Source organism: Streptomyces sp. TRM70350, assembly GCF_019219825.1.
GTDB lineage: Bacteria > Actinomycetota > Actinomycetes > Streptomycetales > Streptomycetaceae > Streptomyces.
Map to the genome: position 1 here is coordinate 654,812 of NZ_JAHUXH010000001.1, position 13,109 is coordinate 667,920.

The following is a 13,109-nucleotide window of genomic DNA, read 5'->3' on the forward strand; positions in this document are numbered from 1 at the left end:
GGGCGAGTTGTGTCGGCCCGGGGAGGGTCCGGCGACGGCGGCATGTCCTGCGGGTGAACGAGATCTGGTGATCTCTGTGCGGACGCGTTCGTTCCCCCTGGCGGACGTTGATGTCCGCTGTGCGGATAGGTGCGGTCGTACTCGGTCCCACGTTCGCGGAGGCGGCCGCGCGGAAAAGCTGACCGACGTGCATCTCCCTTACCAGCGCCGTCCGTTGCACGATCTGCCGGACACCCCCGAGGCCTACGACGCCGTCCTCGCCGCTGTCACCGAGCAGGCCCTCGCGCGCATCACGCCCGACGGCAACCTCGAACACCCCGCCGCCGTCCTCGACGTCGGCGACACCTCCCTCGGCGTCACCTCCCTGCTCGCGCTCGCCTGGCAGCTCGGCCGGGACCCCCGCCTGCCGGAGGCGGTGCACCGCAGCCTCGCCGGTCAACGTGCTGGACGCGGCGGACGGCCTCCTCGACGGCGAACCAGTCCGCGAGCTGCGGGAGTTGGCCCACGGCTACTGGCACTGGCTGACCGAGGCCACCTTCTTCAACCCGCAGCGGGCCGGTAACCAGGCGATCGCCTGCGTCGTCGGCGGCCTGATGCTGGCCCGCCACCTCCCGGCCGGAGAGGGCAAGGCGGTCCGGCTCCGCGCCATGCGCCTGTACGACCACGAGATCCGCGCCCGCCGGATCCGCGACCGGGGCGCCCTGCTGCCCCCCGAGCACGGAGGGGCGTACGACAACAACTACGGCCCGATCTCCCTGTCCTTCCTCGCCCAGGCCCACCGGGTCAGCGGCGAGGAGGTCTTCGCCGAGGACGGTGACATGCTCGCCCGCTATCTCGACGCCCGCCTGACCAACGGCGGGTTCGACATCGGCGGGCCCCGCTACAGCGAACAGCACTGCGGCTTCGAGGCGGTCCTGGGCCTGCGCCACTTCGGCCGCCGCATCGGTGCCGACCTGGGCCGCTACCGGGGCGACACCCGCTGGGCCCGGCACGCGGCACAGCCCGACGGCGGCCTCGACGGCCACTTCGCCTTCATGCTCGTCTGGCAGATCCAGGACACCCCGGGCTGGCACCGCACGCCCTCGACGACCCCGGCCCGCCACCAACTGCGCGCGGGCGGCGTCTCGGTGGCGTTCGACGACCGGATGACCCCGTCACTGATCGAGGCGGCGGGCACCTACTACCTCCCCGCCGCCGTCCACCGCCGGCACGGCTTCGGCCCGGTGACGGACGGTTTCCTGCTGTGCCGCCCCTTCGGCGAGGTCCGCGTCCGCGACCTCCGCACCGGCGGCCTCACCGGCAAGCTGGTCACCCAGCCGGTCGTGGACCGCGCGCACGTCCTGCGCCATGTGCGGTCCCTGTACGTCACCGACGGCACGCGTCTGTGGGTGACGGTCGCCGTGCAGCGGCTGGCCGGGACGCCGTATCTGCTGGCCGGAATGCCGTACGCGGCGGACGACGGCGACCGGGTGCGCAGGACCGCACAAGCGGCCCACGTGTCCTGCGCCGGTGCGCTGCGGCTGACTCATCCGCCGCTGCCGGGCACCGACCACTTCGACGCCCGCGCCGAGACCACCCAGGAGCAGGCGGCGTTCGCGCTCGCCGCCGACCCGCGTGTCTTCGGCAACCCGGACGAGAGCTGGCGGCACCTGGTCTCCTCCACCGCCCTGGAGGCGGACCCGGCCCCAGGGGCACCGGCGGACCTGCATGTCTTCGCCGTGCGCTTTGGCGACGCGACCCCGTTCGCTCCGGCCTTCGAGCCCTGCCCGCGCGGTCTGACGGCGTGCACCGAGGCCTTCACGGCCCTGATCGGCGACGCGGCGGGCGACGCCCACGGCGAACCGGAGCTGACGCTGGAGCCGTCCTAGCCCGTGGCCACGACCAGGTCCGCACGGTCCCGGGTCGTGGCCACCAGCTCGGCGTTGCGCTGGTCCGTCCCCAGCACCCACGCCACCGCCTCCTCGTGGCCCTTGCCGAACTCCTCGTGCCGGGCGACGAGGCGGCGGATCCGCTCAGGCTCGGGCAGCTCGCAGAACCACACCTCGTCCAGCTGCGGCCGGACACGCGCCCACGCGCCCGAGTCGAGCAGCAGGTAGTTGCCCTCGGTCACGATCAGCCGGGCGGTCGGCGGGACCGGGATCGCGCCCGCGATCGGCTGCTCCAGGACACGCTCGAATCCGGGCGCGTACACCACGTCGTCACCGTCCTCGTGCAGCCGCCGCAGCAGGGCCGCGTACCCGGCCGCGTCGAAGGTGTCGGGCGCGCCCTTGCGCTCGCGGCGGCCCAGCCGGTCCAGTTCGATGTCGGCGAGGTGGAAGCCGTCCATGGGGACGTGCGCGACCCAGGGCCGGACGGTGTCGTTCAGTACCCGCACCAGGCGTTCGGCGAGGGTCGTCTTGCCCGCGCCGGGGCCGCCGGTGATGCCGAGCACGGCCCGGTGGCCGTCCGCCGTGAGGGCACGGGCGCGGGCGAGGAGGTCGTCGAAGGTCACCGGCACACAGCAGAGTGTGTCACCCGGCCGACGGGCGATGAGTTCCGGCTCCGGGCGGAGTCGGACCAAGCAGGAGAGACCAGTCGGAAGGGAGCCACGGACATGTCCGACGACGAGACCCGGATCCGCGACCTCATCACCCGGTGGGCCGAAGCCGTTCACCGCGGAGACCTCGACGGCGTCCTCGCGGACCACACCGAGGACATCGTCATGTTCGACGTGCCGCCGCCGCACGAGGGCGTCCGCGGGATCGACGCCTACCGTGAGAGCTGGCCGCCGTTCTTCGAGTGGCAGTCCCAGGGCGCCTCCTTCGAGATCGAGTCCCTGGACGTCACCGCGGGCACCGACGTGGCCTACGCGCACGCCCTGCTGCGCTGCGGCACGCCCAAGGAACTCGCCGCGCAGCCCACCCTGCGCCTGCGGCTGACCATCGGCCTGCGCAAGGAGGACGGCCGCTGGCGGGTCGCGCACGAGCACCACTCGTTCCCACTTGACTGACCGTCGTACGGCCGTCGTTCGGCGGGGAAACGTCCCGTGTGGCCTCCGCCACCCACTGGACCCCGCCGTGCGGGGAACCGGTCCTGTATGACGGAGCTCGGTCTTCCCGAAGAAATCCTGGCCTGCCTCTTCGACCTCGACGGGGTCGTCACCAAGACGGCCGTGGTCCACGCCGCCGCCTGGAAGGAGACCTTCGACGCCTTCCTGCGCGAGCGGGAGGGCGCCGACTTCCGGCCGTTCGACCCCGTCGCCGACTACGACGAGTACGTCGACGGCCGCCCCCGCGCGGACGGCGTGCGCACCTTCCTCGCCGCCCGCGGCATCCACCTGCCCGAAGGCGGCCCCGGCGACCCGCCCGACGCCGCGACCGTGCACGGCGTCGGCAACCGCAAGAACGACCTCCTCCTGGAGAGGATCCGCACCGGCGGCGTCGAGGCCTACGACGGCACCCTGCGCTACATCGCGGCGGTGCGCGCCCAGGGCCTGCGCACCGCGATCGTCTCGTCCAGCGCCAACTGCCGCGACGTGCTGCGCGCGATCGGCGCCGAGGACCTGTTCGACGTACGCATCGACGGCGTCGTGGCGGCCGAACGCAGGTTGCCCGGGAAGCCGCGACCGGACACCTTCCTGGCCGCCGCCCGCGACCTCGGCGTCGAGGCGCGGCAGGCGGCCGTGTTCGAGGACGCGCTGGCCGGCATGGACGCGGGGCGCGCGGGCGACTTCGGTCACGTCGTCGGCGTCGACCGCGCCGGACAGGCGAAGGCCCTGTACGCGCACGGCGCGGACCGGGTCGTACAGGATCTCGCCGAACTGGGGGGCAAGGAGTGATCGCACAGGGGGCGTACGCCGTCGAGCCGTGGACCGTACGGGAGACGGACCTCAAGCTGGACGTGCTGGCACAGAGCGAGTCCGTGTTCGCGCTGTCCAACGGCCATGTCGGCTGGCGCGGCAACCTCGACGAGGGCGAGCCGCACGGCCTGCCCGGCTCGTACCTCAACGGGGTGCACGAGCTGCATCCGCTGCCGTACGCCGAGGCCGGGTACGGCTATCCGGAGTCCGGTCAGACGGTCATCAACGTCACGAACGGCAAGGTCGTCCGGCTGCTGGTCGACGACGAGCCGTTCGACCTGCGCTACGGGCGGCTCGTCGCGCACGAGCGCACGCTGGATCTGCGCCGGGGTGTCCTGGAGCGGGTCTGCGAGTGGACCTCACCGGCCGGTTCGACGGTCCGGGTGCGCTCGACGCGGCTGGTGTCGCTCACACAGCGGGCGATCGCCGCCGTGGCGTACGAGGTGGAACCCGTCGACCGCCGTACACGCGTGGTGATCCAGTCGGAGCTGGTCGCCAACGAGAGCCTGCCCGAGCCGAACGGCGACCCGCGTGCCGCCCGGGCGCTGAAGTCGCCGCTGGAGCAGGAGGAGGACTTCGCCGACGGCCCCCGGCTGCGCCTCGTGCACCGCACCCGGCGCAGCGGCCTGCGCGTCGCCGTGGCCGCCGACCACGTCGTGACCGGCCCCGAGCGGACGACCACGAGCGGCGAGAGCAACGTGGACGTGGCCCGCCTGACCGTCACCTCCGTGCTCGGCCCCGGCGAGCGGCTGCGGCTGGAGAAGCTGGTCGCGCACGGCTGGTCCGGCGTCCGCTCCCGGCCCGCGATGAGCGACCAGGTCGAGGCGGCGCTCGCGGCGGCCGCACACAGCGGCTGGCAGGGGCTGCTCGACGAACAGCGGGCCTACCTGGACGACTTCTGGGCGCGGGCCGACGTCGAGGTCGACGGCGACGAGGCGATCCAGCAGGCGGTCCGCTTCGCCCTCTTCCACGTCCTGCAGGCGGGCGCCCGCGCGGAGGGCCGGGCGATCCCGGCGAAGGGACTGACCGGGTCCGGCTACGACGGCCACGCCTTCTGGGACACCGAGACCTTCGTGCTGCCCCTGCTGACCCACACCTCGCCCGGTGCCGTCGCCGAGGCGCTGCGCTGGCGGCAGAACACCCTGCCCGCCGCCCGCGAACGCGCCGCCCAACTCGGCCTGCGCGGGGCGGCGTTCCCCTGGCGGACGATCGACGGCTCGGAGGGCTCGGCATACTGGCCCGCCGGTACCGCCGCCTTCCACATCAACGCCGACACCGCCGACGCCGTGGTCCGGTACGTGGCGGCCACCGGCGACCACGACTTCGAGCGGGACACCGGCGTGGAACTGCTGGTGGAGACCGCCCGGCTGTGGCGCTCGCTCGGCCACCACGACCACCACGGCGCCTTCCACATCGACGGTGTCACCGGCCCGGACGAGTACAGCGCCGTCGCCGACGACAACACGTACACCAACCTCATGGCCCGGGCGAACCTGCTGGCCGCCGCCGACGCCGTCGAACGCCACCCGGAACAGGCCGCGCGGCTGGACGTGGACGCCGAGGAGAGCGCCGCCTGGCGGGACGCGGCCGCCGCCATGCACATCCCGTACAACGACGACCTCGGCGTGCACGAGCAGCACGCGGGCTTCACCCGCTACCAGCGCTGGGACTTCGCGGCCACCGGCCCCGACCGGTTCCCGCTGATGCTGCACTTCCCCTACTTCGACCTGTACCGCAAGCAGGTCGTCAAGCAGGCCGACCTGGTCCTGGCGATGTACACCTGCGGAAGCCACTTCGACGACGAGCACATCGCCCGCAACTTCGCCTACTACGAGCCGCTGACGGTGCGGGACTCCTCGCTCTCGGCCTGCGTCCAGGCCGTCATCGCCGCCCAGGCGGGTCACCTGGGCCTCGCCTACGACTACACCGTCGAGGCGGCCCTGATGGACCTGGCCGACCTGCAGCAGAACACCCGCGACGGACTGCACATCGCGTCGCTGGCCGGTACGTGGATGGCCCTGGTCGCCGGTTTCGGCGGGATGCGCCACGACGGTGACACCCTGCGCTTCGCGCCCCGCCTGCCCGAACAGTTCAGCAGGCTGGCCTTCACGATCCAGCTCCTCGACCGCCGCCTGTGCGTGGAGATCACCCCCGACAAGGCCACGTACACCCTGCTCTCCGGCCCGCCCCTGGCGATCAGTCACCACGGCGAGCCCCTGAGCGTCAGCCCCGAAAGCCCCGCCGTGCGCACGGTCCCCCCGACGCCCACGCGCCCGGCCCCGGAACAACCCCCGCACCGCGCACCGAACGCCCGCTGAGCCGCTCCCGTGAGCTAGGGTTCTTGCTGTTTTCCATGAATTCGCCCGTAGTTCATGGATGGTGGGGGGTTTCAGCAACCCGGTGAACTTGGGGGAGGGGCCGGACCATGGCCGACAGTACGAGGGTCACCCGTGTCGGAACGCCGCGCCTCGGCTCGCCGGGCGCCCCGGCGCTGGTGGCGGGCGCCTTCACCGTGGCGCAACTCCTGCTGGTCCCACCCGGCATGGGCCTCGGCTGGGACGAGACGGTGTACGTCAGCCAGGTCGGCGACCAGGCTCCCGCCGCCTTCTTCAGCGCACCCCGCGCCCGGGGCGTCTCCCTGCTGGTGGCGCCGATCGCGTCCTGGTCGACGTCCACCGCCCTGCTCCGCGTCTACCTCGCCCTCCTCGCCGGGCTCGGCCTCTACCTCGCCCTGCGCTCCTGGCGCGGCCTGTTCCCGCCCCGCGTCCTGGCCACCGCCGGCGCCCTGTTCGGCACCCTGTGGGTGACGCTCTTCTACGCCCCGCAGGCCATGCCCAACTACTGGGTGGCGGTCGGCGCGCTCATCTGCGTCGGCTGTTTCCTGCGGGCCGGGGGAGCGGCGTTGTGGGGGATCGGCGCGAGCGCCGCGCTGATGGCGTTGATGCGGCCCACGGACGCGGTGTGGGTGACCGTTCCGCTGCTCGTCCTCGGCGTGTGCGTACGGCGGTGGCGGGCCCTCGCGGCACTGCTGGCGGGCCTCGCGGTCGGGGCAGCGCAGTGGATCGTCGAGGCGTACGTCAGCTACGGCGGCCTGGGCGAGCGCCTCGCCGAGGGCTCCCGCATCCAGGGCGGACTCGGCCTGAACTTCGCCGTCGACGACCAGCTGCGCAGCCTGGTCGGCCGCACCCTGTGCCGTCCGTGCACCGCCCCGATGCCCCACCCGGTCATCACCCTGTGGTGGTACGCCCTCCCGCTCCTCGCCGCGCTCGGCCTCGTGATCGCGATCCGCGCCGGCCGCACCAGAACCACCCTCGTCGCCCTGGCCTGCGCCACGACGGCCGCCGTCCCCTACCTCTTCCTGATCGAGTACGCGGCGCCCCGCTTCCTGCTGCCCGCCTACGCCCTCCTCGCCCTGCCCATCGCCGACGCGCTGTGGCACCAGGTCACCGCACCGGACGGCCGATGGCGGCCCGTGGCGGCGACACTGGTCGCGCTCGGGCTGGTCGGCCATCTGGCGGTGCAGTACGTCGTCCTGGACCGCACCGCGCAGCGCACCGTCGCCGACCGCGAGGACTGGGCGCGCACCGCCGACCGACTGCACCACCTCGGCGTGCGCCCGCCCTGCCTGCTCACCGGCCACCAGGCCATCCCCCTCGCGTACTACACCGGCTGCTCCTCCGGCGCGGTCCGCGGCCACAACGCCAACACCACCGAGGCGGAGATCCTGAGCAGCGCCCGCCGTATCCCCGTCGCCGCCCTGACCACAGCCGACGGCCGCCCACCGGCCTACGCCCGTGACTGGACCGTGCACCGCCTCGACGGGCTCCGGGTGTACGTCGCACCGGCGGCCCGCAGTGGCGGAGCGACGTGACGCCCCACCGGCCCTGCCCCAGTGGCAGGCCCTCCTCACCCGCGCCGTCCTGCCCGGCGCCACCACTGTCGCCGCGACCCGGTCGTGTGCGGTGCTCGCCAGCAGGGCAGCGGTTGCGCATGGGCTGCCCGCCGGACTTGGCGCGGGTGCGGTGAACCCGCGCTTCCTCATGCGTTGGGGCGCGCAGCGGCCCGCTGGGCGGCCACGCTCGCGGTCAAGGCCAGGGCGCGCGGACTGGTGCGCGGCGCCCTGATCGCCGTACACGCTCCGGCCTGCCCCGGTGTCCTGCGGTTACCGCACGTCCCCGGCGCATACCCGGCCGCCCCTCACGTCGCGGCCGGCGGACATCCGGCGGTCCACGCCACTGTGACCCGGCCGGGGCGTTTTCGCCGTGCCCACCTCAGGTAGGACTCCGGAAGTCGGCTCGGACGAGGGGGAGTGGCATGGCAGGACATGACAGCGCCGGACGACTGGGGGACGAGTTCCGCGTCCCCGGCAGCTCGTCCTTCACGGAGTTCCTCGCGGCGCACCGCCCGGAGTTGCTGCCCATGCGCCGCCCCCTTCCCGACGGCGTCCGCGCGGCCGACGGCCGGTTCCCGCACGGCACCACCGTGCTGGCACTCGCCTACCGGGACGGCGTGCTGATCGCCGGGGACCGCAGGGCCACCATGGGCAACGTCATCTCCCAGCGGGACCTGGAGAAGGTGCACCCCGCGGACGACCACACCGCCGTCGCCTTCGCCGGCAGCGTCGGGCTCGCCGTGGACATGGTGAAGCTGTACCAGGTCGAGCTGACGCACTTCGAGAAGATCGAGGGCACCCCGATGACCTTCAGCGCGAAGGCGACCCGGCTGGCCGGCATGATCCGGCAGAACCTCGGTCAAGCCATGCAGGGCCTCGCCGTCGTGCCGCTCCTCGCCGGTTACGACGTCAGGGGCGCCGGGCGCGCGCGGGGCCGCATCTTCGGCTTCGACGTCGCCGGCGGCGCGTACGAGAAGTCGGACTTCCACGCCGAGGGCTCCGGCTCGCCGTACGCGCGGGGCGCGTTGAAGAAGCTGTTCCGCCCGGGCATGTCCCGGCGCGAGGCCGCCCTGGCCGCCCTGCAGGCCCTGTACGACGCGGCCGACGACGACTCCGCGACCGGCGGCCCGGACCTCAGCCGCCGCATCTTCCCGGTCGTCTCCGTCATCACCGAGGACGGCTTCGAACGCCTGCCCGCGCAGGAGACGGGGGAACTGGCCCACGAGATGGTCGAACAACGCCGCACCCGCCCCGACGGGCCCAACGCGGCGCCCTGACAGCGGGGTTCAGTGAGCGAGCCGCCGAGGTGTCACGCCCCGCTCCACCGCCTCACCCCGACCGTCCGGCTCCACCCGGTACAGCCGGGCGCCCGGCGTACCCTCCCTGAACAACGCCCCCACTCCGTCGTCCACACCCCACCCGGCGGGCAGCGCACCGGCCGCCACGGCCGCCCGGTACGAGGGACGGCGGCCGGGCTCGCTGTCGTAGTGCGGGCAGACCGACCCGGGGAGCAGACCCAGCCCGTCCGGCAGAGAGGTGAGCGGGCCGAACGAGTCGGTGTGGGAGCCCTCGGCCCAGCAGTTGGCGCCGGCGCTGATCCCGCACAGCAGAGTCCCGCGGTCGTAGGCCTCGGCGAGCACCCGGTCGACGCCGTGTGTGCGCCAGACGGCCAGCAGGTTGGCGGTGTTGCCGCCGCCGACGTACACCACGTCCTGTCCGAGGAGGAACTCGCGCAGTGCGGAGTCGTCCGACTCCCGCCGGAACAGCGGCAGCACGGACGGCTCGCACCGCCGGGGCCCGAACGCGGCGAGGAACCGCTCGACGTAGCCGAGCGCGTCGCCGCTCGCGGTGGGGACGAAGCACACCCTCGGCCTGGACGCGCGCACCTGGCCGAGCACCCAGTCGTCAAGCAGCCCGTCCTCGTCGGTGGAGAACCCTCCGCCGAGCAGCGCCAGACGACGAGGGGGAGCGGCGGTCACGAGCATGCCTCCCGGGCGCGGGACGGGAACGTCGGGGGAAGACCCAGTCTGCCAGTGCTCACACCCTCAGCTGTCCCCGCCACTTGGCGATCTCCTTCGCCGGGTCCCCGGTGTACGACCAGGGAGTCCGGGTGCACCGGCGGCCGAGCACGCGGAGCAGTTCGGCGGCGATGTCGAAGGCTCCGGCGTGACAGGCGGCGTGTGTCAGGTAGTTGACGTCGCGCAGCTCGACCGGGGTGACCGGGGTGTCCGGGCGCTCGAGGATCCAGCGCTGCCAGGTGCGGCGTACGTCGCTGACGGCGCCGTCGTGGTCCCAGTGCTGGCCGAGACCGACGGCGGAGCGGTGGCCGCGCGCGGCGTCCAGGGCGTAGCGGAACTCCTCGACGCGGGCGTACTGCACCAGCACCGGCAGCGCGCAGCCGGGCGGGGCCACTCCGGCGGCGTCGCGGGCGAAGTCGTACATCAGGCCGTGGGTGCCGTGCCAGCGCGCGGAGTAGTAGTGCAGGATCTGGAGGTGGCCCTCCATGCTGTACGGGTCGCGCTGGTGCAACTCGTCCCACCAGCGGGCCAGTTCGCGTCGGCGTACCCCCTGCGGGTACAGGCGGGCCACGGAGATCAGCGAGGTCCACGGCGTCGGGTCCGCCGGGTACGCCTCTGTGGCGCGCATGCAGGCCAGCACCGTGCTGTCGATGCGTTCCCGGTCGATCGGCACGCCCCGGCCCGCCGCGATGGCCAGGTTGAACGCCCGGGCCGTCTCGGTCGCGGCCCGCAGGACCAGCGCGTCGGCGCTGTGCGGTTCGGCGGCCAGCCAGGACTCCACCGCCGAACTGCTCGCGCAGGCCTGCGCGAGCATCCGCACCCGGTGCCCCCGCAGGAGCCAGTCGGGGCCGGTGGACCGCAGCAGTTCGCGCAGCCCCTGCCAGCGGCCGATGACGATGTCGTGGCGGGCCGCGGTGAGGTCCGCGTCCCCGCAGTCGGGGTCGAAGTCGGGGGCGAAGCGGTCGCGCGCCATCGGGGTCTCTTTCAGAAGTCGGTGGAGAGACCCTCGTGGCTGCGGGCGCCCGCGGCCGCGTGGCCGTCGGGTGGGTAGTCCGGCGCGATGGCCCGGGTAGCGTCCAGCCGGTACGGGCGGTAGTAGTCGCTGCCCCGGTGCCAGTACCAGAGCATCGGCACCACGCCCACGGCGAGCCCGCCGACGCCGATCGCGACCGCCGCCGCGCTCAACTCGCCCAGGGACTCCACGAAGCCCCAGAACATGAACAGCGAGCCCAGCAACGGCCACACCCCGCCGAGCAGGAAGTGCGCCGGCGAGCGGAGCAGCATCCCCCGGTAGGCGGCGACCGCGGCGAGGCCCGCCAGGCCGTAGTACACCGCGATCTGCAGACCGATCGCCGAGATGGCCTCGGACAGGATGTCGCCCACCGAGCCCAGCGCATTGGCGGCGACGAACAACGCCAGCGCCACCGCGCCGACCACGGTGACCGCCACCCACGGCGTGTTCCACCGGCGGTGCACCCGGCCCAGCGCGGCCGGCATCGTACGGTCCCGGCCCATCGCGAACAGTGACCGCGTGACCTGGATCAGCGTCGTCTCCAGCGTGGCGATGGTGGACAGCATCACCGCCACGACGATCAGCTTGCCGCCCCAGCCCGGCCAGATCTCGTCGCCCAGCACGGCCAGCACGTCCGAGCCGCTCTCCTCGATCTGCCGGGTGGAGAGCACGATGTTCACGGCGATGGTGAACACCAGGAACAGCAGGAAGACGATGCCGACGCCGATGAGCCCCGCGAGGCCCGTCGTACGGCGGCTGTTGCGGGTCTCCTCGCTGAGATTGCAGGCGACGTCCCAGCCCCAGTAGTAGAACGCCGCGACCAGCGCGCCCGAAGCGAAGCCCGACAGGCCGTCGAAGTGTCCGAACCCGAGCCAGGACCAGTCGAACGCGCGGGCGTTGTCCGAGTGCAGCAGGGCCAGCACCGCGAAGACCGCGAGGATGACCAGCTCCACACCGGACATCAGCAGCTGCGCGCGCACGGTCAGCCGGGCGCCGCCCAGCACCACCAGCAGCATCAGCAGGAACCAGCCCGCGCCGACCACCGAGGCGAGCGCCGTGTCGCCGGCCAGGTCCTCGTCGAACAGGGCCAGCGTCATCGACCCGGCGGGCAGCGAACCGGCCACCATGAAGATGGTCGCCGACACCACCAGCGCCCAGCCGCTGATGAACCCCAGGAACGGGTGGAGCGTACGGCCCACCCAGGAGTAACTGGCGCCCGCGTTCACGTCGATACGGCTCAGACGGCTGAACGCCAGTGCGATGCCCAGCATGGGGATCGCGCAGTACAGCAGAGCCGCCGGGCCCGCCAGCCCCACCGCCGCGAACAGAACGGCCGTGGTCGCGGCCAGCGAGTACGCGGGGGCGCTGCCCGCGACCGCCATCACCACGGTGTCGAACGTACCCAGGGCGCCTGCCTGCAGCCCTCTGCCCGTGCTCTTGCTCATGCCTTGCGCTGCTTTCGACTTGCACGACGCGAGGGCGAACGCCCCGACGGCGTAAGGAGTGTGGGGGGGGTGAACCCGCCACCGACCAAGAGGGATGGCCTCGGGCCCGGGGCGGCAGAAAAGGGGAGGGTGCGGTGATGGCCGCCCTGTTGTCGGACGGTCACACCGTGTGTGCGAGTGATGATAGCCCCGCGCGTCGGCCGTGCACGATTGATCTCCGTGGAAATCTCGCGGACCGCCACCTGGCCAACTCCGATGCCGGTCAGGTGCCTTGCCGCCCGAGAAGCGGAACCGGCGTGGCGCGGTGCGATCCGCCGTGCCGGAAGCGCGCATGGAGCGCGCCCGACGGGAAACGCGGACAGGGACCAACGCCGAGACCGACGAGCCGACGCAGCAGGGAGGCAGCCATGGGCAGCGAAGGGACGCGCCCCGAACCGGTGGCGGACGACGCGATGGCCGACGACGTCTACCAGCCCACCGGGACCAACGAGGAGCAGGAGGACGCCGCGCCCCTCGACCTGCAGGACGCCGTCGACGAGCGCACGTACGACGACACCCTGGACGAGGGCTACTCGCCGCCGGAGAAGCCCCTCGGCGTCAGCAAGCACGGCACCACGGCCGCCGAGCAGCACACCGGCGAGACCCTCGGCCGGCGCCTCGCCCAGGAGCGGCCCGATGTGGCCGAGCCCGCCGGTGACGACATCGGTGACCTCCCCGGTGGCGAGGGCGAGCCGGTCGACCCCGAGGCGGGCGCCGAGCGTGCTGGGCGCCTGGTGGCCCCGGACGAGGGGGCGCACCCGGACACGACGAAGGAGGCGGTCGCCGAGGACAAGGGCGTCGACGCCGGTGCGGCGGGCGCCGAGGAGGCGGCCGTGCACGTCGTGGACGAGGACACGACCTGACC

The 13,109-nt window shown here is 73.1% G+C and carries 10 protein-coding genes and 1 pseudogene; 7 read left to right on the forward strand and 4 right to left on the reverse strand.

Features of this window, described 5'->3' with window-relative positions:
* Positions 1-187: 187 nt before the first annotated feature.
* Positions 188-1,868, forward strand: a pseudogene (locus tag KWI83_RS03040) (hypothetical protein).
* Here KWI83_RS03040 and KWI83_RS03045 read toward each other — a convergent pair.
* The gene (locus KWI83_RS03045) at positions 1,865-2,497 is read right to left on the reverse strand and encodes a nucleoside/nucleotide kinase family protein (protein ID WP_218512633.1); all 633 of its coding nucleotides are present in this window, start codon (positions 2,495-2,497) and stop codon (positions 1,865-1,867) included. The pseudogene KWI83_RS03040 and the gene KWI83_RS03045 sit on opposite strands and share 4 nt — an antisense overlap.
* A 96-nt stretch (positions 2,498-2,593) precedes the next feature.
* Between KWI83_RS03045 and KWI83_RS03050 the strand changes: the two genes are divergently transcribed.
* The 5 genes from KWI83_RS03050 to prcB all read left to right on the forward strand — a co-directional run bounded on the left by KWI83_RS03050 (position 2,594) and on the right by prcB (position 9,007).
* Positions 2,594-2,989: an SgcJ/EcaC family oxidoreductase gene (locus KWI83_RS03050; protein WP_218512634.1), complete on the forward strand. Its 396-nt coding sequence runs from the start codon at positions 2,594-2,596 to the stop codon at positions 2,987-2,989.
* Positions 2,990-3,076: 87 nt separating this feature from the next.
* Positions 3,077-3,817, forward strand: coding sequence for an HAD family phosphatase (locus KWI83_RS03055; RefSeq protein ID WP_218512635.1), 741 nt, complete (start codon positions 3,077-3,079; stop codon positions 3,815-3,817).
* On the forward strand, positions 3,814-6,156 hold the full coding sequence (locus tag KWI83_RS03060; RefSeq protein ID WP_218512636.1) for a glycoside hydrolase family 65 protein: 2,343 nt from the start codon (positions 3,814-3,816) through the stop codon (positions 6,154-6,156). Before KWI83_RS03055 ends, KWI83_RS03060 begins: the two co-directional genes overlap by 4 nt.
* 107 nt (positions 6,157-6,263) lie before the next feature.
* Positions 6,264-7,709 carry a hypothetical protein gene (locus KWI83_RS03065; protein ID WP_256361619.1) on the forward strand — a complete coding sequence of 482 codons (1,446 nt, stop codon included), beginning with the start codon at positions 6,264-6,266 and terminating at the stop codon, positions 7,707-7,709.
* A gap of 443 nt (positions 7,710-8,152) precedes the next feature.
* Entirely contained in the window at positions 8,153-9,007 is an 855-nt protein-coding gene (prcB, locus tag KWI83_RS03070; RefSeq protein ID WP_218512637.1) for a proteasome subunit beta, read from the forward strand.
* A gap of 9 nt (positions 9,008-9,016) precedes the next feature.
* Here the strand turns inward: prcB and KWI83_RS03075 are convergent, their stop codons facing one another.
* From KWI83_RS03075 to KWI83_RS03085, 3 genes are read right to left on the reverse strand one after another with little or no spacing between them, the layout of a single operon-like run.
* The gene (locus tag KWI83_RS03075; protein ID WP_218512638.1) at positions 9,017-9,715 is read right to left on the reverse strand and encodes a peptidase E; all 699 of its coding nucleotides are present in this window, start codon (positions 9,713-9,715) and stop codon (positions 9,017-9,019) included.
* Between the two features lie 52 nt (positions 9,716-9,767).
* Positions 9,768-10,721: a hypothetical protein gene (locus tag KWI83_RS03080; protein ID WP_218512639.1), complete on the reverse strand. Its 954-nt coding sequence runs from the start codon at positions 10,719-10,721 to the stop codon at positions 9,768-9,770.
* Between the two features lie 11 nt (positions 10,722-10,732).
* Complete coding sequence (locus KWI83_RS03085; RefSeq protein ID WP_218512640.1) at positions 10,733-12,205, reverse strand: APC family permease; 1,473 nt, start codon at positions 12,203-12,205, stop codon at positions 10,733-10,735.
* A gap of 407 nt (positions 12,206-12,612) precedes the next feature.
* Here KWI83_RS03085 and KWI83_RS03090 point away from each other — a divergent pair, with 407 nt between their 5' ends.
* Complete coding sequence (locus tag KWI83_RS03090) at positions 12,613-13,107, forward strand: DUF5709 domain-containing protein (protein ID WP_218512641.1); 495 nt, start codon at positions 12,613-12,615, stop codon at positions 13,105-13,107.
* Positions 13,108-13,109 lie beyond the last annotated feature (2 nt).